This is a genomic window from Streptomyces sp. NPDC044061 (assembly GCF_056434305.1).
In genome coordinates this window covers 161,316-186,315 of record NZ_JBWKFL010000015.1, presented here as the reverse complement: position 1 = coordinate 186,315, position 25,000 = coordinate 161,316, and the positions used below count along the sequence as shown (strand labels likewise).

Here is a 25,000-nt window from a genome sequence, read left to right as displayed (position 1 = left end):
TCCTCCCCCCCCCCCCCCCCCCCCCCCCCCCCCCCCCCCCCCCCCCCCCCCCCCCCCCCCCCCCTCCCCCCCCCCCCCCCCCCCCCCCCGGACGGGTCACTTCGCTTCGTTCGCCGCCTTCACCAGCGCGTCCTTGGTCACCGCGCCGGCGTACACCTTGCCGTCGTCGGTGATCAGGGCGTTGACCAGGCGGGTGGAGAAGACCGTGCCCTTGCCGAACTTGCCGGAGACCTGGTCGCCCAGCGAGCCGAGGAAGCCGCCGAGGTCACCGCCCCGGGAGCCGGACGGCAGGCCGCCCTTGGCGCCGGTGTCGAAGGTGGCGATGGACGTCCAGCCCTTGCCGAGCACGGTGGCGCCGTCCATGCCCTTCGCGAAGTCACCGCCGAACTTCGGGGCGCCCTCCGGCGCCTTGGACTCACCCTTCCGGTCGGCCTTCTCCTCGGTGACCTTCGCACCCTTGGGCGGGGTGAAGTCGAAGGTGGAGGCGGCCGGCCTGGCGAAGGAGACCTGGGTGAAGCCCGCGTCGACCACGGCGGCGCCGCCGCTCCTCGGGGTCAGCGTGAACTTCAGCGGCTGGCCCGTCTTGGCGTCCACGGCGATGGTGATCGCGCCGACCGTGGTACCGGACTGCCTTGGCTTGATCAGCAGCCTGTAGGCGTCGCGTCCGGCGACCTGCGCGGTGCCGTCGACGGTCACGGACGTGGTGTCGTCGACCGACTTCAGGGCCTCGTCGGCGAAGTCCTTCGGCGTGGCCGGCGGCTCGGCCCGGTGCTCCTTGCCGGAGTCGGCGGCGGTGCCGTGGTGGACCTCGTTGCTCTTGCTGTCGTAGCCCCAGACGTCCCTGCCGTTGTGGATCAGGCTGTACTCGGCGCCACTCTCCAGCAGCGACAGCTTCTGCCGGTCCGGGCCGTCGGCCGCCACGCGCAGGGTGTGCGTGCCGGAGACCAGCTCGGTGAGCTTGGACGTCGGGTCGGCGGAGGAGCCGTCGCCGCCGCCCCGGGCCGCCCCGGACGCCAGGCTGCTCTCCAGTCCGCCCAGGTTGGGCAGACCGAGGTCGGTGCTGATCTTCACCGTGCCGGACAGCTGCTGCACGTCGGACTTGGCGATCTTGTCGATGAGCTGCTGCGCGGTGATCTTCGGCAGGTCGGGGTCACCGGAGTCGGCGAGTGCCGGGACCAGCCCGATCGTGGCCGCCGCCACCCCCACCACCGCGACCGGTACCGCGTAACGGGCGGCCTTGCGGCGTCCGGAGTGCAGGTCCTCGTCCTGCGCGGCGCCCGTTGCGTCGTCGGATTCGTACGGTGCCATCTGTGCCTTACCTCCGTCGTCGGCGGCGGCTGTCCCCCACACTGGTCCACCTGAGCCGCCATTCTCACCCGAATCGGTGAGCAGTGGTGATTTCCGTGGTTTCCATCTGACCAAATCGGCCGTGAGGAAGCGTCAGACCTCGGGGCCAAGTCCGTGTACGCCTGCGGTATGACACACGAGGGCGGTGTCTCCCCCGACCCGTAGGGGTCGTGCGGGAGACACCGCCCTCGCGCCGGAAAGAGGGCCTCAGCCGGCCCGGTGCACCACCGCGTCGCACAGCTCGAGCAGCGCCGCCTTGGCGTCGCACTCCGGCAGCGGGGCCAGCGCGGACCGCGCCTCCTCCGCGTACCGGACGGTGTCCCGGCGGGCCTGCTCCAGCGCGGGGTGCGCGCGCAGCGCGGCCAGCGCCTCGGCGTGCCGGGCGTCGTCGGTGAGGTCGGAGTCCAGCAGCTCGCACAGCGCGACGTCCTCGGGCAGGCCCAGGCGGGCGGCCCGCTCGCGCAGCCGCAGCACGGGCAGCGTCGGGATGCCCTCGCGCAGGTCGGTGCCCGGGGTCTTGCCGGACTCGTGCGAGTCGGAGGCGATGTCCAGGACGTCGTCCGCGAGCTGGAAGGCGACCCCGAGCCGTTCGCCGTACTGGGTGAGCACGTCGACGACCGTCTCGTCGGCGCCGGACATCATCGCGCCGAACCGGCACGACACGGCCACCAGGGAGCCCGTCTTGCCGCCCAGCACGTCCAGGTAGTGCTCGACCGGGTCGCGACCGTCTGAGGGGCCGGCGGTCTCCAGGATCTGGCCGGTGACCAGCCGCTCGAACGCGAGGGCCTGCACCCGGACCGCCTCGGGGCCGAGGTCGGCGAGGATCTGCGAGGCGCGTGCGAAGAGAAAGTCGCCGGTGAGCACCGCGACGGAGTTGCCCCAGCGGGTGTTGGCGCTGTCCACGCCGCGCCGCACGGACGCCTCGTCCATGACGTCGTCGTGGTACAGCGTGGCGAGGTGGGTCAGCTCCACGACGACGGCCGACGGTACGACGCCGGGCGCGTACGGGTCGCCGAACTGTGCCGCGAGCATCACGAGCAGCGGCCGGAACCGCTTCCCACCGGCCCGTACGAGGTGCTGCGCGGCCCCCGTGATGAACGGGACCTCGCTCTTGGTGGCTTCGAGCAAGCCTTCCTCGACAGCCGCCAATCCGGCCTGGACATCGGCTTCCAGAGCCTGGTCCCGCACGCTCAGCCCGAACGGCCCGACGACGGTCACGAGGGGTCTCCTGTCTGCTGGTGTCTGCTGGCGATTACACGGTTTGTCGATAGGTCGCTGCCATCACTCAAGTCAGCGTATCCGGTCCCGTTTCGATCACCGATAGCGCCCACCGGTCCAGCCCGGGCGGTATCGGATCACGGCCGGTATGTTTTTGATCATCTGATAAGGACGGACATCCATCGACTTAACCGGAACTCGTCCGTTTTGTCGCGAACTGGGCGATGGGTGGATTACTCCTTTTGCGCCATGGCCGGTAAATCCCCCTAATCCCCCATGTCTGATTTGATACACTTCGCCATTTCGTGACTTGAGTCACGCGTACCCGTGTACCCCGCCGGTCGCGCCACCACCGGTTTCCCCTTGCCGCATCAGCCAGTTGAGGGTTGGCAACCGCAAAGGATCAAGCACCTCATATGCCACTGTTCAAGGTCAACAGGCGCTTTATGTGAATCCGACGCTTGTTTCGGACATGTGCTCTCGCATAGCTTCCGGGCCAGTCAGGCGAACGCCGAATCCTGCCGCGCCTGACACCACCCATCGACGAACTCATTCGTGCGGCAGGAGCGGGGGACCCAGGTAAGCCGCCGGACCGGACGACACACGTCGCGCCGGGACGGCTAGGGGTGAAGTCGTGTCTCCCACCGGAGACACGGCCGGGCACCTCCCCGCCCGAACCCGACAGCTCACCTCGCAGGCGACGGAGAGGAACTTCGCCATGCCTGCTGCCGCTCAGCCCCGCCGTGTCCGCACCGGTCTCGTCCGCAAGCTCGCCGTCGTCGGCACCGGTGCCGCCGTGCTCGCGCTTCCGGTCATCGGGGCGACCAGCGCCTCCGCCGCGACCCCCACCGCCACGACGGTCTCCACCACCCCCGCCGGCTACCCGAACACCCTCGACGGCTGGATCCGCGAGTCGCTCGCGATCATGGCCGAGAAGCACATCCCGGGGACGTACAACGGCATCTACCGCAACATCATCCGCGAGTCGTCGGGCAACCCCAGCGCCATCAACCTGTGGGACTCCAACGCGGCCAAGGGCATCCCGTCCAAGGGCCTGCTCCAGGTGATCGACCCGACGTTCAACACGTACCACGTGGCCGGAACGTCCTTCGACATCTACGACCCGGTCGCCAACATCACGGCCGCCTGCAACTACGCGGCCGCGCGCTACGGCTCGATCGACAACGTCTTCGGCGCCTACTGACGGGCACCGGTGGCAGGCCACTACTGATATCCCGGTCAGTCGGTCGGGAACAGTCTTTCGAGGACGACGGCGATGCCGTCGTCCTCGTTCGACGTGGTGATCTCGTCTGCGACCGCCTTCAGCTCGGGGTGGGCGTTGGCCATGGCGACACCGCGTCCGGCCCAGTCGAACATCGGGATGTCGTTGGGCATGTCGCCGAAGGCGAGGGCCCGTTCGGCGGCGACCCCCAGGTGGTCGGCGGCCAGCGCCAGCCCCGACGCCTTGGTGACACCGCACGGCTGGAGCTCCACGGTCCCCGGCCCCGACATCGTGACCGTCGCCAGCGATCCCACCGCCGAGCGCGCGACCGCTGCCAACTCGTCGTCGGACAGCGTGTGGTGGCGTAGCAGCACCTTGCTGATCGGCTCGCACCACAGGTCGTCCCGCCGGGCGACCCGCACCGCGGGCAGGGTCGGGTGCGGCATCAGGTACCCCGGCTCGATCAGCGTGAGCCCGTCCACGCCGTCCTGGTCGACGGCAGCGTAGACCTGGCCCACCTCGGCCTCGATCTTGCCGAGCGCGGTCTCGGCCAGTTCCCGGTCCAACCGCACCGACCACAGCAGACGGTCGGCGCCGGCGTCGTAGACCTGCGCGCCCTGCCCGCACACCGCGAGCCCCGTGCAGCCGAGCGCGTCCAGCAGGGGCCGCACCCGGGGGGCCGGGCGGCCCGTCACCACCAGGTGCCGTGCACCGGCCCGTGCCACCCGCCCGAGCGCGGCGAGCGACCGGTCGGAGACGGTGTCGTCGCCACGCAGCAACGTCCCGTCCAGGTCGGTGGCGATCAGTGCGTAAGCGGGGGGTGCGGCCATGATCAGAGAATACGGACAGCACGCGCCTCCGACTCATCGCGGTGTTCCTGGACTTGTGTGCTGCTCGGCCCCAAGTGGTGCCCGGGGACTCCTCGATGGTGGTGTCGATGCCGTCGAAGCGGTCGGCCACCTCGCCCCACGGCGCGTCCGGCACCGATCCCTCGGAGCGGTCGGCAAGTCGTACCCTCGCAGTCCGGGCGCAAGAGCGGGACGCCCGGGGCGAGCCGCCGTGGGCGTATTTCGCCGTCACCTTGGGCACCCTCGGCCGTCGCCTGCGCCGAGCCGGCCCGTCGGCCGCACGCGGACGGCCGGATCCCATCGGCCGCACGCGGACGACCGGGTCCATCCGCTGGGCGCGGACGGCCGGGTCGAGGAGCTCTTCGGCCGCCCGCTGCCGTCGTGCTCTCCGGCTTGTACTGCCCGGCCCGGGAGACTGCCAGGGCCGGGAGGGGGAGGCCACGGCGGCCGCCCGCCCGCCCGAGCCGGTCGAGGAGTTCCCGGGTGGCATGGGGCGGAGGGGATCTCCGGCCGGCTCAGGCGTGGGCGGCTGCCAGATGCCTGGCCAGCCGGGGCGAGGCGAACTCCGTGCCGCAGACGAAGCGCATCACCGGGCCGTACGAGGACGCCGCCGGGAGACCGGTGAAGTACACGCCGGGGACGGACGAGACGTATCCGGCGCCGAGCCTGGGCGTGCCCCGGCTCACCGCGAGCCGGGTGCGCAGTTCGTGGCCGAGGAAGTCCATGGCGGCGATGTCCACGCGGTAGCCGGTGGCCGCGATGACGTGGTCGGCGGACAGCCGCTCGGTGCCCCCGCCGTGGGTACGGACGGCGAGGACGGGGCTGCCGTCCGGGGCCTCGGCGGCCACCACCCGCTCGACCTCCTGGACCTGCACCTTGCCCTCGAAGCGGTCGCGCAGCCACCAGGCGCCGAGCGGGCCGAGGACCCGGCGGACCAGGTAGTGGCGGGTCTGGGCGGGCAGATAGCGGTAGGGGTGGGGGTAGTAGCTGAGCGCCCACAGGGACCAGGCGCGGCCGAACGGTGACTCGGGGCGCAGCCTCGGCTGGTGCCAGGGCGGTGCGCCGAAGGCGACCCGGCCGCGGCCGCGCGAGACCACGCGCACCTGGGCACCGGCCTCGGCCGCGAGGGCCGCCGTCTCCAGGGCGGACTGGCCGGCGCCGACGACGATCAGCTCCTTGCCGGCGAACCGGGTGAGGTCGTGGTGCTGGGAACTGTGGGAGACCGGGCCCGTGGGCGCCGGTCCGTCCGCCGACGCTCCCGCCAGCTCCGCGGGCAGGTGGGCGAGCCCGGACAGGCCGGTGGCGACCACGACCGCGCGGGCGGTGAACAACTCTCCCGAGTCCAGCTTGAGTTCGAACCCGCCGCTCTTGTCGCGGTCGACGGAGACGACCCGCACCCGCTCCAGGTCGGGGATCAGCTTCTGCTGGAACCACTCGCCGTAGGCGATGAAGGTCTCCACCGGGATGATGTCCTCGTCGGTCACCAGACGCCGGATGCCGGCCGCGTCACAGTAGTCGGCGAGGGTGTTGCCGGGCTGCGGGCAGTCGAGGTTGGAGGCGGCGGGGGTCGACTTGAGGAGCATGCCCTCGGGCATGTGGTCGCGCCAGCTGACCATGGGGTCGCCGAAGACGCGTACGGGGATCCCGCGCGCCCGCAGGTGGGCGGCGGTGGACAGGCCGAACGGCCCGGCCCCGATGACTGCAACCGGTCGATTCACGAAGTCCCTCCCCAGAGACACGGTGCGCCACTCGCGTGGCCTTGCCTACTTCGTGGTGGTGCTGCTGCCTCGGCGGTTGGTCCGCCACAGCTGATAGAGGTGCTTCGCGCCAGGGCGCACGAAGCGGGCGAGCATCGTGAGGAACGGCATCGGGTCGTCACCCGCGAGCCAGGCCAGCTCCGTCCCGCTCGCCCTCGCCGGCGCGTGCGGCGTCGTGTAACCGCTGCGGCGGTAGGCGAGGAGGGCGGGCAGGTCGATGTTCTCCACGATGTAACGGTGGCCGGCCCGCTGTTCCCCCTCCGGAACGGGGCGGCCGGTCAGGTTCAGGTGCATCGCGCGTACGACGTCCACGCCCGACTCGTTCTCGAAGAGTCGGAACTGGGCGCCCATGCGCGGGTTGAAGTCGAGGAGTTTGTACTGTCCGTCGCGCCGGTCGAAGCGCAGGTCCAGGTCGATGATTCCGCTGAAGCCGATCTGTTTGATGAAACGTGCGGCGAGGTCGGCGAGTTCCGGGTTGTCGACGACGTAGGCGTTCGCCGTCATGCCCGCGTGCGGCGGCCAGGAGCGGACCTTGACACCGGTGAAGAGGGCGAGCGGGGTGGAGTCGGCGTCGAAGCAGGCGTGCACGATCCAGTCCTCGGCCTCCTCCCTCGGCAGGTACTCCTGGAGGATCACACCGGGCTGCTCGCCCCAGTCGCGGGCGAGCCCGAGCAGTCCCTCGCGGGTGGCGATCCTGGTGGTGCCGTTGACTGCGGGCCGTCTGCGCCGTACGAACGCCTCGCGGTTCTTGGCCACCACCGGGAAGCGGGCCTTGTCGGCGAAGGCGGCGATCTCCTCGTACGACGCCGGGAAGGCCGCCGACGGGCTCGCGACGCCGTGTTCCACGCACAGCTCGTGCAGGCCCTGCTTGCTGGCCAGCCGGCGCGGCAGTGCCGGGTCGACACGCGGGAAGAGAAAGGAACCGGCCAGGTCGTCCTGGTGCTCGGCGATCAGGACGGCGGCCTCCTCGTCGGTCGGGATCAGGACGGTCGGGCGGCCGATCCGGCGGCCTATGCGCAACAGGCCCTCGACCAGGTGACCCGGATCCTCGGCCCCGGTCGTCGGCCAGACGAACGCCCGTTTGAGATAGCGGGAGGAGGCCGCAGGTGTGTAGGGGTCCTCGGTGATGGCGTACATGGGCACGCCCAGGCGGCCCAGACTGCGGATCGCGCCGACACCACCATGGTGCAGCGGATAGTCGCCGAACTTGACGATCAGTCCGGGCACGTCACGATCCGCCTCGAAAGGCACGCTGACGGCGTTTCCGCCCACGGGTCCCCCCACGTGTCCCCCCTACGGACCGGACCCACCCCGGCCGTGTCCCCCAAAGGACGCTAAGCCGGAATTGCCGCCTCCGACAAGGCTTATCCGGACATTGCGAACTCTTTAGACATTGTCCGAGCAACCTTTCGAGCGCCCCTTGTGGCACTGCCCAAGACACGCGACTCGGCCGTAACGTGTGCCGCGACCACATGGAACGCATCGCCATGCATGGCGCGGATGAGAGTGAGGCAGTACCCCATGCCCCCCTTCGACGTCCCCGAGGGCGACCCCTTCGGTCCGCACAACCTCCCCTATGGCGTGTTCTCGCCCTCCGGCAGCACGGAGCGGAGGGTCGGCGTCCGGCTCGGTGACCACGTCCTCGACGCGGGCGCCGCGGCCGCCGCACTCGGCTCGCCGTACGTCTCCCTGCTCGCACGGCCCACCCTCAACCCGCTGCTGGCCGCGGGACGCACGGCCTGGTCGGACGTGCGGCGCGCGCTGACGGCGTGGGTGACGGTGCCCTCGCACCGGTCGGTGATCGAACCGCTGTTCCACCCCTTGTCGTCGGTGACCCTGCACCTGCCCTTCGAGGTCGCGGACTACGTCGACTTCTACGCCTCCGAGAACCACGCCCGGAACGTCGGGCGGATCTTCCGCCCGGACGCCGAGGACGCGCTGACCCCCAACTGGAAGCATCTCCCGATCGGTTACCACGGCCGCTCCGGCACGGTGGTCGTCTCGGGCACGGACGTCGTACGGCCGTCCGGCCAGCGCAAGGGCCCCGGCGACCCGGCACCCGTCTTCGGGCCCTCCATCCGGCTGGACATCGAGGCCGAGGTCGGCTTCGTGGTGGGCGCGCCCACCACGATGGGCGCGCCGGTGGCGCTCGGCGACTTCCGGGAGCACGTCTTCGGGCTGTGCCTGCTGAACGACTGGTCGGCACGGGACATCCAGGCCTGGGAGTACGTCCCGCTCGGCCCGTTCCTCGGCAAGTCGTTCGCGACCTCGGTGTCGGCGTGGATCACCCCGCTGGAGGCGCTGGAGCAAGCGCACGTGGCGCCCCCGGAGCGCACGCACCCGCTGCTGCCCTACCTCGACGACGCGGCACCCGGCATCGATCCGGGCGGCTACGACCTGCGGATCTCCGTCGCGATCAACGGCCATACGGTGTCCGAGCCGCCGTTCTCCACCATGTACTGGACCGCCGCCCAGCAGCTCGCCCACATGACGGTCAACGGCGCTTCGCTGCGCACCGGCGACCTGTACGGATCGGGCACGGTGAGCGGTCCACAGGAGCGCCAGCGCGGTTCACTGCTGGAACTGACCTGGAACGGCCGGGATCCGCTCGACCTCCCGGACGGCAAGCGGACGTTCCTGGAGGACGGGGACGTCGTGACGCTGTCGGCGTGGGCGCCGGGTGCGGACGGGACCCGGGTCGGGCTGGGGGAGGTCAGCGGACGCGTCGTGTCGGGCTGAGCCTCAGCTTGTCGGGCTGGGCCTCGTCTTGTCGGGCTGAACTCAGCTTGTAGCAAATGTTTGACACAAGCATGCCGTGGACGCCATCTTGTACCCACCACTTGATACAAGCAGGTGGGTGCAAGGTGCTTGCTTTCACGGGGGTTTGTCATGACTGACACAGAACTCGGTACGGCCGCTCCGGCGTCCCGCGCGCCCGTCGACCGCTACGCCCGCTGGGCGGGCCTGGTGGTCGGAGCGCTCGCCGCGCGGTGGCTGTCGCCGCTCGACCACGGCGACGGGATCCTGTACGCCATTCCGGCCTTCGGGCTGTGCGCGGTGGCCGGCGTCCTTGCGGGCGACGCCCTGACCGCGCCGGCCCGGGGCGCCGTCCGCACGGCCGGGCTCGCCCCGCGCCGGGTCCGCGACTACGTGCCGCCCCGCCTCACCTGGCTCCTCCTCGCCCTCGCCGGAGCGCTGGTGGTGCTCCTGGTGGTGGCGGGCGTGGTGGCCTCGCCGGACGACCTGGGCCGGGCCGGCCGTGACCTCACCCTGACCTGCCGGGGTGTGACCCAGTCGCACGGCCCGTGGCCCGGCTTCGCCTACGGCCTGCCGATGCTGGCCTCCCTGACCGTCGCCACCGCCGCCTGCGGCTGGTCCCTGCGGCGGATCGCCACCCGGCCCGGCGACGAGCAGTCCCGCCGCGACCGGACCCTGGCCGTCGTCGCCGCCTGGGGCCTGGTGGTGTCCTCCCTGCTGCTGGGCGCGGCCTCCACGGCGTCCGGCGCGCTGATGGACATGACCTGCGACGGGACCGCGGGAACCGTGGCCAACGCGGTGCTGTGGCCGCTGGCGGTGGTCGCCCTGGTGACGGTGCCGTGGGCGCTGTTCACCGTGTGCTCGCCGCGGGCGTCCTGGCGGCGTCGGTCCACCGGAGGTGGCCGCCGGTGAGCGGTGCCGCCGTACGGGTCGACACGACGAGCCCCGTCCCGCCCTACGAACAGATCCGCGGCCAGCTCGCCGCCCTGATCACCACCGGCCGCCTGCCGGAGGGCGAACGGCTGCCGACAGTACGGCAGCTGGCGGCCGACCTCGGCCTGGCGGCGGGCACGGTGGCCCGCGCCTACCGCGAGCTGGAGGCGGCGTCCCTGATCCGCACGCGGCGCGGCGCGGGCACCCGGGTGGCCCCGCTGCCCGCAACGCCGGCCGACCGCCCGGACCCGGCCGAACTCGCTGCTCTGGCACGGGGGTTCGCGGAGCAGGCGCGGGCACTCGGGGCCACGGAGGACGAGATGGTCGCGGCGATGCGGGCGGCCATGAGGGAGTAGGGGCGGGCGCGGCCGGCGGATTCGGCGGGCGCCGGCCGCCGGAGCGACCCGGCGATGGCGCCGGGAGGGAAGCGCGGGCGGCGCCCGGTAGGAGCGATCGGCGCTCGACACCTGACTCCCAGCCCGCATCCCCGTCATACTGACGGGGACACGCACGACGCGATGCGCCCCGGTGCGTCGCCACCGCACCACCCGACACCCGCACGCCTCTCCGACCAGGAACCGGAGCCCCGGCATGACCGTCTGCCTGCTCCTGCTGAGCGTCGTCGCCCTGACGGCCGCCGTACCGGCGCCGCGTGCGCTGACCCGGGCGGCCTGGCCCGAGCGGGACCCCGTGGTCGCTCTGTGGGTGTGGCAGTGCCTGGTCACCACGGTCCTGCTGTCCTGTCTCACCGCGCTGGTCCTCGGCGCGGCAGCCGTCTTCCACACCGTCCGCGACCACGTGTTCGCCCCGGCGCCGCCCGCCGTGACCGCCGCGTACGACCTCTCCGCGGCCCCGGTCTGGGCGGTCGCCCTGACCGTGCTGCTGGCCTGCGGGGCCGCCTGGACGACGGCGATGCTGGCCCGGGAACTCGCCGAGGCCCGCCGACGCCGCGGCCGGACCCGGGCACACCTGCGCGAACGCGCACCCGATCTGCCCGCGGGCCTGCCGTCGGCGCGCGGACCGATGCTGGTGCTGGAAGACGAGTATCCGGACGCCTGGTGGATGCCGGGGCACCCGCCGCAGCTGGTCGTGACCACCGGGGCGCTGCACCGCCTCACCGACCATCAACTGGACGCCGTCCTCACCCACGAGCGCGGCCACGCCCGCGCCCACCACGACTGGCTTCTCCATCTGTCCACCGCGCTTGCCACGGGCTTCCCGCGCGTCCCGCTCTTCACCCACTTCTGCGACCAGACGCACCGGCTGGTCGAACTGGCCGCCGACGACACCGCCTCCCGCCGCTGCGGCCACCTCACCACCGCCCTGGCCCTCATCGAGCTGAACCAGCACCGGGGCGTGCTGTCCTGCGCCTCCAGCCGCCGTCTGCTCGGCGAACGCGTGGACCGCCTCCTGGAGCCTCCGCCCCGACTGCTCCGCAGGCACCGGGCGCTCACGACGACGGTGGCTGCGCTGGTGCCCCTACTGCCGCTCCTGATCACGTTCGCACCGGGGCTGACGGCACTGTCGTAGGCCCGGCCGCGGCCGTCGCGCTCAGAGCTTCATCTCCAGGGCGACGGGGGGCCGAGGGCGCCCGGAAGCCACGTGCCCCTGGTGGCAGATCTTCCTCGCCGATCGAAGAAATCCCAGCTCAGCGCCCGATCCAACACCCCTTCACATGGCGCAACACTCCGGCAACACCCCTTTCCCTACCTCCTCGGTATGGTTCCAGCCATGCCAGCCACCGACCGCCCCCGCGACCATGCCGGTCAGGGCGCCGCGACCACCGTCGCCGCCCACCGGACGCGTCGTCGGTTGCGTGCGGACCGGGCCCGGCAGCTCGCCGACCTCCTGCGCCAACAGGTCCTGAGTGGCGCTTTCCCGGACGGCAACCTCCCCCACGAGACCACCCTCGCCACCGACTACCGCGCCACCCGCAACACCGTCCGCCAGGCACTGGACCTGCTCCGGGCGGAGGACCTGGTGGAGCGGCTGCCCGGAGTCGGCACCGTGGTCGTCGCCCAGAAGTACCCGCACGGGCTCGACCGTCTGATGGGCCTCGCGGAGACCCTCCGCGAACACGGCCGCGTCACCAACGAGGTCCGCACCATGGGCCCCGCCCCCGCACCCGCCCCGGTGGCCGAACGCCTCCGCGTCCCGGCCGGCGCCGACGTCCTCTACATCGAACGCCTGCGCCGCCTGAACGGCCTCCCCCTCTCCCTCGACCTCACCTACATCCCGCTCGACGTCGGCAGCGCCCTGATCGGCGCCGACCTGGAGAACACCGATGTCTTCCGCCTGCTGGAAGCCATCACCGGTCAGCCCCTCGGCCACGCCGAGATCACCCTTGAGGCGGTGAACGCGGACGCCCACTCCGCCGCCGTGCTCCAGGCCCCGCGCGGCGCCGCCGTGCTGATGCTGGAACGCCTCACGCACCTGGCCGACGGCCGCCCCGTCGACCTGGAGTTCATCCGCTTCCGCGGCGACCGCATCACCATGAGCGGCCTCCTGCACCGCTCCGTGTAGTCCCCCCCGTAACCCCGCCTGACCCGTTTCCTGGAGACAGCCATGCCCTTGGTGCCCCAGCGGGCCGACGTGCCCGTGACCATCGACGAGTCGAAGTGCATCGACGGCTGCACGCTCTGCGTGGACATGTGCCCGCTGGACTCCCTCGCCATCGACGAGAGCAGCGGCAAGGCGTACATGCACGTCGACGAGTGCTGGTACTGCGGCCCGTGCGCGGCCCGCTGTCCCACCGGAGCCGTCACGGTCAACATGCCCTACCTGCTCCGCTGATCCTTCCGACCTGCTCCGGCGAGAGGCCGAACCACCATGAAACGCACGGCAGTTGCCCTGTCCGCCGCCGCGCTCCTCCTCCCCCTGTCCGCCTGCGGCGGCAGCGCCGAGGCAGGCAGCGGCTCCACGGTCACCGTGACCGTCGGCTACCAGTCCAAGACCATCAACACGGTCACCGCGGGAACCCTGCTCCGCTCCCTCGGCTACTTCGAGAAGCAGCTGAACTCCCTGCACGACGGCCACACCTACAAGGTCGACTGGCAGGACTACGCCACCGGTGCCCCGATCACCGCCCAGATGACCGCCGGGAAGATCGACATCGGTTCGATGGGCGACTTCCCGCTGCTGCTGAACGCGGCCCGCGGCAAGCAGCTCGGCCGCCCCACGCACCTGGTCTCGGTCACCGGCTACAACCTGCGCGGCGGCCTGAACACCGTGGTCACGGCCCCGGGCTCCAAGCTCTCCTCCCTGGAGGACCTCAAGGGCAAGAAGGTCTCCACGAGTGTCGGCTCCGCCGCCGACGGCACCCTCGTGCGGGCCCTGCAGCGCGCCGGCATCGACCCGAACACCGGTGTCTCGAAGCTCAACCAGCAGCCCGCCGTGGGCGCCTCGGCCCTCTCCGCCGGCAGCGTGGACGCCCTGTCGCAGTTCGTCGCCTGGCCAGGTCTGCTCGCCTACCAGGGCAAGGCGAAGGCGCTGTACGACGGCGCCCAGCTGAACCTGCCCACCTTCCACGGCGTCACCGCCCGTGAGGACTTCGCCAAGCAGCGCCCGGCTGTCCTGGAGGCCTTCCTCAAGGCCCAGACGCAGGCCACGGACTATCTCAACGACCATCCGGTGACCGCCGCGGAGAAGGTCGCCGACGCCACCGGACTGCCCGCGGAGGTCGTCTACCTCTACAACGGCGCCCACGGCATCGCCACCTTCGACCCGGCCGTCAAGCCGCAGCTCGTCTCCGCGCTGAAGCAGGACGTGTCCGTGCTGAAGGCAGCCAAGCTGACCGGCGACATCGACGTGGACTCCTTCGTCGACGACCAGTACGTGAAGAAGGCTCTCGACGCCTCGTACTCCAAGCGGCTCGCCGCCACGCCCGCACCGGCGGCGAGCGAGGTGTGGACCAAGGGCAGCGAGAAGACCGTCTCCTTCAAGTCCCCGAAGCAACTGCTGGCTTACGTGGCCGCGCACCAGCACGCCATCCGCGCCGCCTACGTCCCCGACGCCACCACCGGCACCCTCTGGTTCGCCGACAAGGCGGTCTGGGTGACCGACGGCGACCAACTGCTGCCCTTCGTGGCCCCGGCGACCGCGCAGACGTACATCGCGCACCACACGGGCGCCCGCACCGTGTCGTACACCGCCGCTCTCGGACGGTCCTCATGACCCGGCGGCCACTCGCCCGTTATGCGCTGCGGGCGGCGTCCCTGGCCGCCGCCCTCGGACTCTGGCAGCTGCTGACCAGCCTGGACGTCGACCTGTGGCTGCGCTTCTCGCAGTTCCCGACGGTCACCGACGTGGCCCGGGCCTTCGCCGACCGGCTCTCCGGCGGCGACTACTGGACCGACCTGACCGACAGCCTCACCCGGATCCTCACCGGCTTCACGCTGGCGGCCGTCCTCGGCGTGGCGACGGGCGTGCTCGTGGCCCGCTCGCGCCTCGCCGAGGACCTGCTCGGACCGGTCCTGGAAGTCATCCGCCCGATCCCGGCCATCGCCCTCGTCCCCGTCGCGATCCTCCTGTTCCCCTCGAACGAGCAGGGCATCGTCTTCATCACCTGCACCGCCGCCTTCTTCCCCGTGCTGGTCTCCACCCGGCACGCGGTCCGGGCGCTCACCCCCGTCTGGGAGGAGGCGGTGCGCACCCTCGGCGGCGGCCGGCTGCGGATCCTCGGCTCGGTCGTGCTGCCGGGCGCGCTGCCCGGCATCTTCGGCGGCCTGTCGGTCGGTATCGGCGTCTCGTGGATCTGCGTGATCTCCGCCGAGATGATCTCCGGCCAGTACGGCGTCGGCTACCGCACCTGGCAGGACTACACGGTCGTGAACTACCCGGGTGTCTTCGTCGGCATGGTCACGATCGGTGTCCTCGGCTGGGTCACCTCCACGGCCGTCGAACTCCTCGGCCGCCGCCTGACCCGATGGCTGCCCCGCACCTCCTACGTCCCCGGCGGCCGGTCCCGCCCGCCGGTTCCCCGAGTCGCCGCCCCGGTCGCCGTGAAGGCCGGCGACGACCCCGAGAACCAGCCCGAGGCCCAGCAACAGGACCACGACGACACCGAGCAGGAGGCGCGCGATGAGCACCTCGTCTGAGACGGTCGAGACCGTCGCCGCTCCGGCCCCGCCGGCTCCGCAGGCCGTGCGTGGCACCCGGCTGACCCTGCGCGCGGCCGTGCTCGGCCGGCCTGACGCCCCGGTGCTGCACGACGTCGACCTGGACGTCGCGCCCGGCGAGATCCTCACCGTCGTCGGCCCCTCCGGCTGCGGCAAGTCGACGCTGCTGCGCACACTCGCCGGGCTGTTGTCCCCGCTGGCCGGTGCGGTGGAGCAGGACGGCGACCCGCTGACCGGGCCGTCCGCCGACCGGGCACTGGTCTTCCAGGAGGACGCGCTGCTGCCGTGGCGCACCCTGCGGGCCAACGTCGAACTCCCGCTGGCCATCAAGGGGGTTCCGCGCTCCGAACGCCGCGCCCAGGCCGAGTCCTGGCTCGCCCGCGTCGGACTCGGCGCGCAGGCACGGCAGTTGCCGCACCGGGTGTCCGGCGGGCAGCGCCAGCGTGGGCAACTGGCCCGCTCGCTGGCCGGCAGTCCCCGCGCCGTCCTCATGGACGAGCCCTTCGGCGCCCTCGACGCGCAGACCCGATCCGGCATGCAGGACCTGCTGGTGGAGGTGTTGCGCGGCACGGGCGCGACCGTCGCCTTCGTCACCCACGACGTGGACGAGGCGCTCTTCCTCGGCGACCGCGTCGCCCTCCTGGGCGCCGGCCGTGTGGCCGCCGTGCGCGACGTACCGCGCCCGCGGGATCGCGGCGCCCTCGACGACCCGGCCCGCGTGGCCCTGCGCCGCGCCGTCCTCTCCTCGCTCGGCACCTGAAAGGCACCCCGGTGACCACCCCCGCCAACGCCCCCGCGCAGAACCCCCTGGAGATCCCGGCCGTCACCGACGCCGAGGAGCTGACCTGCGACGTCCTCGTCGTCGGCGGCGGCACCGCCGGCACCATGGCCGCCCTGACCGCCGCCGAGCGCGGCGCGAACGTCCTGCTCCTGGAGAAGGCCCACGTACGGCACTCCGGCGCGCTGGCCATGGGCATGGACGGCGTCAACAACGCGGTCATCCCGGGCCGCGCCGAGCCCGACGACTACGTCGCCGAGATCACCCGCGCCAACGACGGCATCGTCGACCAGTCCACCGTCCGGCAGACCGCGACGCGCGGCTTCGCGATGGTCCAGCGACTGGAGTCGTACGGGGTCAAGTTCGAGAAGGACGAGCATGGCGCGTACGCGGTCCGCCAGGTGCATCGCTCCGGCTCGTACGTACTGCCGATGCCGGAAGGCAAGGATGTCAAGAAGGTCCTGTACCGGCAGTTGCGGCGTCGTGAGATGCGGGAGCGGATACGCATCGAGAACCGGGTGATGCCGGTGCGCGTGCTGACCGCGCCGGGCGACGGGCGGGCGGTGGGGGCGGTTGGTCTCAACACGCGCACGGGCGCCTTCGTCACCGTCCGGGCGGGCGCGGTGATCCTCGCGACCGGCGCCTGCGGACGTCTCGGTCTGCCCGCCTCCGGATACCTCTACGGCACCTACGAGAACCCCACCAACGCCGGTGACGGGTACGCCATGGCCTACCACGCGGGTGCCGAGCTGACCGGCATCGAGTGCTTCCAGATCAACCCGCTGATCAAGGACTACAACGGGCCGGCCTGCGCCTACGTCGCCAACCCCTTCGGCGGCTACCAGGTCAACCGGCACGGCGAGCGCTTCGTCGACTCCGACTACTGGTCCGGGCAGATGATGGCCGAGTTCGCCGCCGAGGTCGCCAGCGACCGCGGTCCCGTCTACCTGAAACTGAGCCACCTGCCCGAGGAGTCGATCTCCGCGCTGGAGTCCATCCTGCACTCCACCGAGCGGCCCACCCGGGGCACCTTCCACGCCGGGCGCGGGCACGACTACCGCACCCACGACGTCGAGATGCACATCTCCGAGATCGGCCTGTGCGGCGGCCACTCCGCCTCCGGCGTCCGCGTCGACGACCACGCCCGTACGACCGTCCCCCGCCTGTACGCCGCCGGCGACCTCGCCTGCGTCCCGCACAACTACATGATCGGCGCCTTCGTCTTCGGCGACCTCGCGGGTGCGGACGCCGCCCGGTTCTCGGCGTACGAGGGGGAGCTTCCCGCGGACCAGGTGTGTGAGGCGCACGAGCTGATCTACCGCCCGCTGCGCAACCCGGACGGCCCGCCGCAGACCCAGGTCGAGTACAAGCTGCGTCGCTTCGTGAACGACTACGTGGCACCGCCCAAGTCCGGCGCCCGGCTCTCCCTCGCGCTGGAGGCCTTCGAGCGGATGCACGCCGACATCGCCGCCATGGGCGCCCGTACCGCGCACGAGTTGATGCGCTGCGCCGAGGTCACCTTCATCCGCGACTGCGCGGAGATGGCCGCCCGGGCCTCCCTCGCCCGTACCGAGTCCCGCTGGGGGCTCTACCACAACCGCATCGACCACCCCCGGCGTGACGACGCCTCCTGGTTCCACCATCTCGATCTGCACAAGTCCCCCTCTGGTGCGATGGAGTTCACGGCCCGTCCCGTGGCTCCCTATGTGGTTCCCGTCGAGGGCTTCGCCCCGGCCGGCGGTCTCTCCAGGCGGCTCGGCGAGGTCCACGCCGAGGACGTCGCCACGGCCGGCCCGCGCGATGTGGTGCCAGTCACCGCTGGACCGACGTCCGCCCGCGCCGCCGGGACCACGGACACGGGCGGCATCCTCGGCTCCGCCTCGCCTCGGCTCCTCGAGCTGCTGGAGCTGGCCGAGGAGGAGCCCGAACTCGTCTCCCTGAAGCCCTACTTGTCCGATCCCGACCCCGCGGTCCGCCGTACGGCCGTCTCGGTCCTCACCGAGACCGTGCCGCCCGGCACCGGGCAGGCACTGGCAGGTGCCCTCGGCGACCCCGACACGGAGGTCCGTGAGACCGCTGCGGCCTCTCTGCGCGAACTCGTCGAGACCCTGCCTCCCGAACCCGCGCTGGGCGCCGCCCTCACCGGCGCGCTCGCCGAGGCCGACCCCGTGGTCCGCGCCGCCGCCCTCGACGTGCTGCGCGCGCTGCGGCTGGGCGACGCCGCCGTGTTCGGCGCCGCTCTGGACGACCCCGACATCTCCGTGCGGATCGAGGCCGTGCGCGCCCTCGTCTCGGTCGACGCGGCCGAACCGCTGGCGGGCGCCGCGAACGATCCCTCCCGGGAGGTCCGCGTCACCGTGGCCAAGGCGCTGGCCGCCGTCAGCCCGGCGCCTCTGGAAACGCTGGCCCGGGAGGTGCTCAGCGGCGCCCTGGACCGGCTCACCGAGGACGCCGACCCGCTGGTGCGCGGTGCCGCGCTCGGTGCGCTGGCCACGGCCGGATGCCCGTCACCGCTCGCCGCCCGTGCCGTGGCCGCCCTGTCGGACCCGGCCTGGCAGGTTCGCTCAGGCGCCGCCACCGCACTGTCGGTCGCGTCCGCCGAGACCGCCGTACCCGCCCTCGCCAAGGCACTCGCCGACCCGAACGCCGATGTGCGCAAGGCGGCCGTCCTGGCCCTGACCCGGCATGAGACCACCGAGGAGGTCCGGGCGGCCCTGGCCACGGCCACGACCGACTCGGACGCGGACGTCAGGGCGTATGCGTCGCGGGGACTGTGACGGTCCCCCGCGTCGCTCCGGGGAGCAGCACCCGAGGAGGGTGCGGCCCCGCACGGCCTCCAGCGGCGATGTCCGGTCGTGCGGCTACGCCCAGTCGTCCGGCTCGGGCTCCTCGTCCGGCTCGGGCCAGTCGTCCTCCGGGGACCGGGCGGGCGCGGGGGCTGGGGAGCTACCGGTCGCGGAGCCCGGTCCGCCCAGGGCGTTCAGCGCCTCCAGCACCCCTTCGCCGTACGTCGCCAGCTTCTTCTCGCCGACGCCGCTGACCGTGCCCAGCTCCCGCACCGAGCCGGGCCAACGGGCGACGATCTCCCGCAGGGTGGCGTCGTGGAAGATGACGTACGCGGGGACGCCCTGCTCGCGGGCCTGTTCGGCGCGCCAGGCGCGCAGGGCCTCGAAGGCGGGAACCAGTTCGTCGGGCAGTTCGACGGCGGCGGCCTTGGCCTTTCGGTCGCCCCGGCCGGAAGAGGTGCCGGAACCGGACCGGAAGGCGGCAGGCTTCTTCGGCTCCTTGCGCAGCGGCACCTGGCGCTCCTGGCGCAGCACCGAAGCGCTTGCCTCGGTGAGCACCAGCGTGCCGTACTCTCCCTCGACCGCGAGTAGGCCCTGGGCCAGCAGTTGCCGGATGACGCCCCGCCACTCGCCCTCGCTGAGGTCCTGGCCGATGCCGAAGACGGACAGCTGGTCGTGGTCGAACTGGATCACCTTGCCGGTGCGCTTGCCGAGCAGGATGTCGACGATCTGCACGGCGCCGAACTTCTGCCCGCGTTCCCGCTGCAGCCGTACCACCGTCGACAGCGCCTTCTGCGTGGCGACGGTGCCGTCCCAGGTCTCCGGCGGGGTGACGCAGGTGTCGCAGTTGCCGCACCCGACGGCGCCGGGCTCCTGGCCGAAGTAGGCCAGCAGCTGGCCGCGCCGGCACTGGGCGGTCTCGCACAGGGCGAGCATGGCGTCGAGGTGGGCGGCGGCCCGGCGGCGGAACGCCTCGTCGCCCTCGCCGGACTGGATCAGCTTGCGCTGTTGTATGACGTCGTTGAGGCCGTAGGCCATCCAGGCCGTGGAGGGCAGGCCGTCGCGGCCCGCGCGGCCCGTCTCCTGGTAGTAGCCCTCGATCGACTTGGGCAGATCCAGGTGGGCGACGAACCGCACGTCCGGCTTGTCGATGCCCATGCCGAAGGCGATGGTCGCGACCACGACCAGGCCGTCCTCGCGCAGGAACCGTGACTGGTGAGCCGCGCGCGTGCCGGCGTCCAGGCCCGCGTGGTAGGGCACCGCCTCGATGCCGTTGGCGCTCAGGAACTCGGCGGTCCGCTCCACCGAATTGCGGGAGAGGCAGTAGACGATGCCGGCGTCGCCCGCGTGCTCCTCCCTGAGGAAGGCGAGCAGCTGCTTCCTGGGGTCGGCCTTGGGCACGATCCGGTACTTGATGTTGGGCCGGTCGAAACTGGCGACGAAGTGGCGGGCCGTCGGCAGGTTGAGCCGCTGGGTGATCTCCTGGTGGGTGGCGCGCGTGGCCGTGGCGGTGAGGGCGATCCTGGGGACGTCCGGCCAGCGCTCGCCGAGCAGGGAGAGGGTCAGGTAGTCGGGGCGGAAGTCGTGGCCCCACTGGGACACACAGTGCGCCTCGTCGATCGCGAAGAGGGAGATCTTGCCGCGGGAAAGCAGGTCGAGCGTGCTCTGCACACGCAGCCGCTCCGGGGCGAGGTACAGCAGGTCCAGCTCGCCCGCGAGGAACTCGGCCTCGACCACGCGTCGCTCGTCGAAGTCCTGCGTGGAGTTGATGAAGCCGGCCCGCACGCCGAGGGCACGCAGGGCGTCCACCTGGTCCTGCATCAGCGCGATCAGCGGTGAGACCACCACGCCCGTGCCCGGTCTGACCAGGGCCGGGATCTGGTAGCACAGCGACTTGCCGCCGCCGGTCGGCATGAGTACGAGGGCGTCACCGCCCGCCACCACGTGTTCGATGATCGCCTGCTGCTCGCCGCGGAAGGCCTCGTACCCGAAGACCCGGTGCAGCGTGGCCAGCGCCTCGCTCTCGGCCGCGCCCGGCCCCTCGGTCACTGTTGGCATGTCGCTGATCCCGCCCGTCGCGCTCATCGTCCTGTCCCCCGTGTCCTGTCCCCCGCGTCGTTCCTCGACCACTGCGTCCACGATAGGGGTCCGCGCCGACAGTGCAGGAAGTTGTCCACAGGTGCGGGTGACTCGTCACATGAACCGATCGGATGCTTCCCAGCGGCCGCCGCTCAACCGATTGGGTGCTTATCTGCGGCCGCCGCCGCCCCATTGGGTGCTCCTGGATGGCCGCCTCCCCTCGCCCGGTAACAGGCTGCTGGAGGCGGGCCGGGAGGAGGTCCGCCCGCCTACGGATCACGCTTCGCGCCCGATTCCACGCGTTCGCGATGCCACTCACCTGCCCCTAGGAGCCCCACCTCATGATCGCTCGTCTCGCCGGAGCCGCCCTCGCCCTCGTCTCGGCCCTCGCCCTGCCCGCTTCCGCGCCCGCCCACGCCTCAGACACGGACCTGTCCACCGAACAGCAGCTGAGCGAGGCCTACTCCGCCACGGCGCAGTACACCTACCTGCCGCTCGCGACCGCCAACGGCTACGAACCTCACCTGTGCCTGTCCCGCGCCCAGGGCGGCATGGGATTCCACTACTTCAACGAGTCCCGGTTCGGTTCCCTCGACCCGAAGAAGCCCGCCGCCCTGCTCTACGAGGACGCCGCCAACGGCCGGCGCCGGCTCGTCGGCGTGGAGTGGGTCGTTCCGGTCACCGGGAAGAACATGAAGCGGCCCCGCCTGTTCGGGCACGACTTCCAGGGCCCCATGGCCGGTCACTACCCGGGCATGCCCCGCCACTACGACCTGCACGTATGGCTCTACAAGAAGAACCCCAGCGGCCTCTTCGCCCAGTGGAACCCGACCGTGAAGTGCCCCTCCTCGACCATGCAGGGCATGGCGGGACACTGACGTGCGACGGCCCCGGCTCCTCGCTCGGAGGAACCGGGGCCGCACGGCTGTGAGCAGGGGCTCAGCGCACGAACACCGACGCCTGGCCGGCCAGGTTCAGGAAGTACTGCGGCGCCACACCGAGCACCACCGTCACCGCCACGCCCACGCCGATCGCCGCCATGGTCAGCGGCGACGGCACGGCCACGGTCGGCCCCTCCGCCCGCGGCTCGCTGAAGAACATCAGCACGATCACCCGGATGTAGAAGAACGCGGCGATCGCCGAGGAGATCACACCGATCACGACCAGCGGGGCCGCGCCGCCGTCCGCCGCCGCCTTGAACACGGCGAACTTCCCGGCGAAACCGGAGGTCAGCGGGATACCGGCGAAGGCCAGCAGGAATACCGCGAACACGGCCGCCACCAGCGGTGAACGGCGGCCGAGCCCGGCCCACTTGGACAGGTGGGTCGCCTCGCCGCCCGCGTCGCGCACCAGCGTGACCACCGCGAAGGCGCCGATCGTCACGAACGAGTACCCGGCCAGGTAGAACAGGACGGACGACACGCCGTCCTTCGAGGTCGCGATGACACCGGCGAGGATGAATCCGGCGTGCGCGATGGACGAGTACGCCAGCAGTCGCTTGATGTCGGTCTGCGTGATCGCGACGATCGCGCCGCCCAGCATGGTGATCACGGCCACCGCCCACATGACCGGCCGCCAGTCCCAGCGCATGCCCGGCAGGACGACGTACAGCAGGCGCAGCAGCGCGCCGAACGCCGCCACCTTCGTCGCCGCCGCCATGAAGCCCGTCACGGGGGTCGGCGCGCCCTGGTAGACGTCGGGCGTCCACATGTGGAACGGCACCGCGCCCACCTTGAACAGCAGGCCCATCGTGATCAGGGCCGCGCCGATCAGCAGGAGCGCGTCGTTGCCCATGGTGTTCGCCAGCGCCGGATCGACGTTGGTGACGGTGCCGTCGACGACCTGCGCGATGCGCGCGTACGACATGGATCCCGCGTAGCCGTACAGCAGAGCGATGCCGAAGAGCGTGAACGCGGAGGCGAACGCCCCGAGCAGGAAGTACTTGACCGCGGCCTCCTGCGACATGAGCCGCTTGCGGCGGGCCAGCGCGCACAGCAGGTACAGCGGCAGGGAGAAGACCTCCAGGGCCACGAACAGCGTCAGCAGGTCGTTGGCCGCGGGGAAGAGCAGCATGCCGGAGATCGCGAAGAGCAGCAGCGGGAACACCTCGGTGGTGGTGAACCCGGCCTTCACGGCGGCCTTCTCGCTGTCGCTGCCCGGCACGGACGCGGCCTGGGCGGCGAACGAGTCGACCCGGTTGCCGTGTGCCTCGGGGTCCAGGCGCCGCTCGGCGAAGGTGAACAGGCCGACGAGACCGGCCAGCAGGATCGTGCCCTGCAGGAACAGGGACGGCCCGTCGACCGCGATCGCGCCCATGGCGGCGATGTGCGCCTTGGTGGTGCCGTACCCGTCGGCCGCCAGCGCGACGACCGCGGCGAACGCGGCACAGAGGGCCACGACGGACACGAACACCTGCGCGTAGTAGCGGGACCGGCGCGGGACGAACGCCTCGATCAGTACCCCGACCAGCGCCGTGCCGACGATGATCAAGGTCGGCGACAATTGCCCGTACTCGATCTTCGGCGTGGGGATCTTCGAGATCGGCTCGGCCGCGGTTGTCCACAGGCTGTGGACGGCTGTTGCGCTCACTTGGCCGCCTCCACCGAGGGCTTGGGATCGGTCTTGTGTACGTCGGACATGGTCTGCTTGACCGCCGGGTTGACGATGTCCGTGACGGGCTTCGGATAGACGCCCAGGAAGATCAGCAGCACGATCAGCGGGGCGACGACCACCAGCTCGCGCGCGCGAAGATCGGGCATCGCCGAGACCTCGGGCTTCACCGGGCCCGTCATCGTCCGCTGGTACAGCACGAGGGTGTAGAGCGCGGCGAGGACGATGCCGAAGGTGGCGATGATGCCGATCGCCGGGTAGCGCGTGAACGTGCCGACCAGGACCAGGAACTCACTCACGAACGGCGCGAGTCCGGGGAGGGAGAGGGTGGCGAGGCCGCCGATCAGGAAGGTGCCGGCGAGCACCGGGGCGACCTTCTGCACACCGCCGTAGTCGGCGATGAGCCGCGAGCCGCGCCGGGAGATCAGGAAGCCGGCGACCAGCATCAGCGCGGCCGTGGAGATGCCGTGGTTGACCATGTAGAGCGTGGCGCCGGACTGGCCCTGACTGGTCATCGCGAAGATGCCCAGGATGATGAAGCCGAAGTGCGAGATCGACGCGTACGCCACCAGCCGCTTGATGTCCCGCTGCCCGACCGCGAGCAGCGCCCCGTAGATGATGCTGATGAGCGCCAGTACGAGGATGACGGGCGTCGCCCACTTGCTGGCCTCGGGGAACAGCTGGAGGCAGAAGCGGAGCATCGCGAAGGTGCCCACCTTGTCGACGACCGCGGTGATGAGGACGGCGACCGGGGCGGTGGACTCCTGCATGGCGTTGGGGAGCCAGGTGTGCAGCGGCCACAGCGGGGCCTTCACAGCGAAGGCGAAGAAGAAGCCGAGGAACAGCCAGCGTTCGGTGTTGGTCGCCATGTGCAGCGAGCCGCTCGCGCGCGCCTGGGCGATCTCCGCGAGCGAGAAGTTGCCGGCCACCACGTAGAGGCCGATCACCGCGGCCAGCATGATCAGACCGCCGACGAGGTTGTAGAGCAGGAACTTCACCGCCGCGTACGAACGCTGCGTGGAGGCCGCCTCCTCGCCGTGCTCGTGGGCACGGTCCCCGAAGCCGCCGATGAGGAAGTACATCGGGATGAGCATGGCTTCGAAGAAGATGTAGAAGAGGAAGACGTCGGTGGCCTCGAAGGAGATGAGCACCATCGCCTCGACGGCCAGGATCAGCGCGAAGAAGCCCTGGGTGGGCCGCCAGCGGCGGCTTCCGGTCTCCAGCGGGTCGGCGTCGTGCCAGCCGGCGAGGATCACGAACGGGATCAGCAGGGCGGTCAGCGCGATCAGGGCCACCGCGATGCCGTCGACGCCCAGCTCGTACCTGACCCCGAAGTCCTTGATCCAGGCGTGGGATTCGGTGAGCTGGTAGCGGGCTCCGTCCGGGTCGAAGCGGACCAGGACGGTGACCGCCAGGGCGAGGGTGGCGAGTGAGACGACCAGCGCCAGCCACTTGGCGGCGGTGCGGCGCGTGACCGGTACGGCGGCCGTGGCCACCGCTCCGACGGCCGGGAGTGCCGCCGTCGCTGTCAGCAGGGGAAAGGACATC

The 25,000-nt window shown here is 71.5% G+C and carries 20 protein-coding genes and 1 riboswitch; of the genes, 12 read left to right on the top strand and 8 right to left on the bottom strand.

Features of this window, described 5'->3' with window-relative positions; translation table 11 throughout:
- Window positions 1–96: 96 nt before the first annotated feature.
- Window positions 97–1,308: a LolA family protein gene (locus AC07CM_RS25205; protein ID WP_478878721.1), complete on the bottom strand. Its 1,212-nt coding sequence runs from the start codon at window positions 1,306–1,308 to the stop codon at window positions 97–99.
- 246 nt (window positions 1,309–1,554) lie between these two features.
- On the bottom strand, window positions 1,555–2,565 hold the full coding sequence (locus tag AC07CM_RS25200) for a polyprenyl synthetase family protein (protein ID WP_478878720.1): 1,011 nt from the start codon (window positions 2,563–2,565) through the stop codon (window positions 1,555–1,557).
- A gap of 531 nt (window positions 2,566–3,096) precedes the next feature.
- Window positions 3,097–3,280: riboswitch (cyclic di-AMP (ydaO/yuaA leader) on the top strand.
- 3 nt (window positions 3,281–3,283) lie between these two features.
- Here AC07CM_RS25200 and AC07CM_RS25195 point away from each other — a divergent pair.
- Complete coding sequence (locus tag AC07CM_RS25195; protein WP_478878719.1) at window positions 3,284–3,769, top strand: transglycosylase SLT domain-containing protein; 486 nt, start codon at window positions 3,284–3,286, stop codon at window positions 3,767–3,769.
- Between the two features lie 35 nt (window positions 3,770–3,804).
- Here AC07CM_RS25195 and AC07CM_RS25190 read toward each other — a convergent pair whose 3' ends face one another.
- The 3 genes from AC07CM_RS25190 to AC07CM_RS25180 form a co-directional block, all read right to left on the bottom strand.
- On the bottom strand, window positions 3,805–4,617 hold the full coding sequence (locus AC07CM_RS25190) for an HAD family hydrolase (RefSeq protein ID WP_478878718.1): 813 nt from the start codon (window positions 4,615–4,617) through the stop codon (window positions 3,805–3,807).
- Between the two features lie 533 nt (window positions 4,618–5,150).
- Complete coding sequence (locus AC07CM_RS25185; protein WP_478878717.1) at window positions 5,151–6,353, bottom strand: FAD-dependent oxidoreductase; 1,203 nt, start codon at window positions 6,351–6,353, stop codon at window positions 5,151–5,153.
- 45 nt (window positions 6,354–6,398) lie between these two features.
- Window positions 6,399–7,643, bottom strand: coding sequence for a carboxylate--amine ligase (locus tag AC07CM_RS25180; protein WP_478878785.1), 1,245 nt, complete (start codon window positions 7,641–7,643; stop codon window positions 6,399–6,401).
- 270 nt (window positions 7,644–7,913) lie between these two features.
- Between AC07CM_RS25180 and fahA the strand changes: the two genes are divergently transcribed.
- From fahA to AC07CM_RS25130, 10 genes are all read left to right on the top strand, one after another.
- Window positions 7,914–9,131 (top strand): fumarylacetoacetase, encoded by a 1,218-nt coding sequence (fahA, locus tag AC07CM_RS25175; RefSeq protein ID WP_478878716.1) that lies wholly within the window; start codon window positions 7,914–7,916, stop codon window positions 9,129–9,131.
- A 150-nt stretch (window positions 9,132–9,281) separates the two neighbouring features.
- Window positions 9,282–10,061: a hypothetical protein gene (locus tag AC07CM_RS25170; protein WP_478878715.1), complete on the top strand. Its 780-nt coding sequence runs from the start codon at window positions 9,282–9,284 to the stop codon at window positions 10,059–10,061.
- On the top strand, window positions 10,058–10,438 hold the full coding sequence (locus tag AC07CM_RS25165) for a GntR family transcriptional regulator (protein ID WP_478878714.1): 381 nt from the start codon (window positions 10,058–10,060) through the stop codon (window positions 10,436–10,438). Before AC07CM_RS25170 ends, AC07CM_RS25165 begins: the two co-directional genes overlap by 4 nt.
- 235 nt (window positions 10,439–10,673) lie before the next feature.
- Window positions 10,674–11,612: a M56 family metallopeptidase gene (locus tag AC07CM_RS25160; protein WP_478878713.1), complete on the top strand. Its 939-nt coding sequence runs from the start codon at window positions 10,674–10,676 to the stop codon at window positions 11,610–11,612.
- 201 nt (window positions 11,613–11,813) lie between these two features.
- Window positions 11,814–12,605: a GntR family transcriptional regulator gene (locus tag AC07CM_RS25155; protein ID WP_478878712.1), complete on the top strand. Its 792-nt coding sequence runs from the start codon at window positions 11,814–11,816 to the stop codon at window positions 12,603–12,605.
- A 42-nt stretch (window positions 12,606–12,647) separates the two neighbouring features.
- Window positions 12,648–12,875, top strand: a complete 228-nt coding sequence (locus AC07CM_RS25150) for a 4Fe-4S dicluster domain-containing protein (protein WP_009338563.1) — start codon at window positions 12,648–12,650, stop codon at window positions 12,873–12,875.
- Window positions 12,876–12,911: 36 nt separating this feature from the next.
- Window positions 12,912–14,255: an ABC transporter substrate-binding protein gene (locus AC07CM_RS25145; protein ID WP_478878711.1), complete on the top strand. Its 1,344-nt coding sequence runs from the start codon at window positions 12,912–12,914 to the stop codon at window positions 14,253–14,255.
- On the top strand, window positions 14,252–15,178 hold the full coding sequence (locus AC07CM_RS25140) for an ABC transporter permease (protein ID WP_478878710.1): 927 nt from the start codon (window positions 14,252–14,254) through the stop codon (window positions 15,176–15,178). Before AC07CM_RS25145 ends, AC07CM_RS25140 begins: the two co-directional genes overlap by 4 nt.
- Window positions 15,162–15,959: an ABC transporter ATP-binding protein gene (locus AC07CM_RS25135; RefSeq protein WP_478878709.1), complete on the top strand. Its 798-nt coding sequence runs from the start codon at window positions 15,162–15,164 to the stop codon at window positions 15,957–15,959. Before AC07CM_RS25140 ends, AC07CM_RS25135 begins: the two co-directional genes overlap by 17 nt.
- An 11-nt stretch (window positions 15,960–15,970) precedes the next feature.
- On the top strand, window positions 15,971–18,754 hold the full coding sequence (locus AC07CM_RS25130) for a fumarate reductase/succinate dehydrogenase flavoprotein subunit (RefSeq protein WP_478878708.1): 2,784 nt from the start codon (window positions 15,971–15,973) through the stop codon (window positions 18,752–18,754).
- An 84-nt stretch (window positions 18,755–18,838) separates the two neighbouring features.
- Here AC07CM_RS25130 and recQ read toward each other — a convergent pair whose 3' ends face one another.
- Window positions 18,839–20,848, bottom strand: a complete 2,010-nt coding sequence (recQ, locus tag AC07CM_RS25125) for a DNA helicase RecQ (protein ID WP_478878707.1) — start codon at window positions 20,846–20,848, stop codon at window positions 18,839–18,841.
- Window positions 20,849–21,183: 335 nt separating this feature from the next.
- Between recQ and AC07CM_RS25120 the strand changes: the two genes are divergently transcribed.
- Window positions 21,184–21,720: a hypothetical protein gene (locus AC07CM_RS25120; RefSeq protein WP_478878706.1), complete on the top strand. Its 537-nt coding sequence runs from the start codon at window positions 21,184–21,186 to the stop codon at window positions 21,718–21,720.
- Window positions 21,721–21,781: 61 nt separating this feature from the next.
- Here AC07CM_RS25120 and nuoN read toward each other — a convergent pair whose 3' ends face one another.
- Both nuoN and AC07CM_RS25110 read right to left on the bottom strand, forming a co-directional pair.
- Complete coding sequence (gene nuoN, locus AC07CM_RS25115) at window positions 21,782–23,431, bottom strand: NADH-quinone oxidoreductase subunit NuoN (protein ID WP_478878705.1); 1,650 nt, start codon at window positions 23,429–23,431, stop codon at window positions 21,782–21,784.
- On the bottom strand, window positions 23,428–24,999 hold the full coding sequence (locus AC07CM_RS25110; protein ID WP_478878704.1) for an NADH-quinone oxidoreductase subunit M: 1,572 nt from the start codon (window positions 24,997–24,999) through the stop codon (window positions 23,428–23,430). Before AC07CM_RS25110 ends, nuoN begins: the two co-directional genes overlap by 4 nt.
- Between the last annotated feature and the right edge of the window lies 1 nt (window position 25,000).

Coding starts and splice junctions, on each gene's coding strand:
- AC07CM_RS25205 (WP_478878721.1), bottom strand. CDS start 1,308: ATGGCACCGTACGAATCCGACGACGCAACGGGCGCCGCGCAGGACGAG.
- AC07CM_RS25195 (WP_478878719.1), top strand. CDS start 3,284: ATGCCTGCTGCCGCTCAGCCCCGCCGTGTCCGCACCGGTCTCGTCCGC.
- AC07CM_RS25190 (WP_478878718.1), bottom strand. CDS start 4,617: ATGGCCGCACCCCCCGCTTACGCACTGATCGCCACCGACCTGGACGGG.
- fahA (WP_478878716.1), top strand. CDS start 7,914: ATGCCCCCCTTCGACGTCCCCGAGGGCGACCCCTTCGGTCCGCACAAC.
- AC07CM_RS25170 (WP_478878715.1), top strand. CDS start 9,282: ATGACTGACACAGAACTCGGTACGGCCGCTCCGGCGTCCCGCGCGCCC.
- AC07CM_RS25160 (WP_478878713.1), top strand. CDS start 10,674: ATGACCGTCTGCCTGCTCCTGCTGAGCGTCGTCGCCCTGACGGCCGCC.
- AC07CM_RS25155 (WP_478878712.1), top strand. CDS start 11,814: ATGCCAGCCACCGACCGCCCCCGCGACCATGCCGGTCAGGGCGCCGCG.
- AC07CM_RS25150 (WP_009338563.1), top strand. CDS start 12,648: ATGCCCTTGGTGCCCCAGCGGGCCGACGTGCCCGTGACCATCGACGAG.
- AC07CM_RS25145 (WP_478878711.1), top strand. CDS start 12,912: ATGAAACGCACGGCAGTTGCCCTGTCCGCCGCCGCGCTCCTCCTCCCC.
- AC07CM_RS25140 (WP_478878710.1), top strand. CDS start 14,252: ATGACCCGGCGGCCACTCGCCCGTTATGCGCTGCGGGCGGCGTCCCTG.
- AC07CM_RS25135 (WP_478878709.1), top strand. CDS start 15,162: ATGAGCACCTCGTCTGAGACGGTCGAGACCGTCGCCGCTCCGGCCCCG.
- recQ (WP_478878707.1), bottom strand. CDS start 20,848: ATGAGCGCGACGGGCGGGATCAGCGACATGCCAACAGTGACCGAGGGG.
- AC07CM_RS25120 (WP_478878706.1), top strand. CDS start 21,184: ATGATCGCTCGTCTCGCCGGAGCCGCCCTCGCCCTCGTCTCGGCCCTC.
- AC07CM_RS25110 (WP_478878704.1), bottom strand. CDS start 24,999: ATGTCCTTTCCCCTGCTGACAGCGACGGCGGCACTCCCGGCCGTCGGA.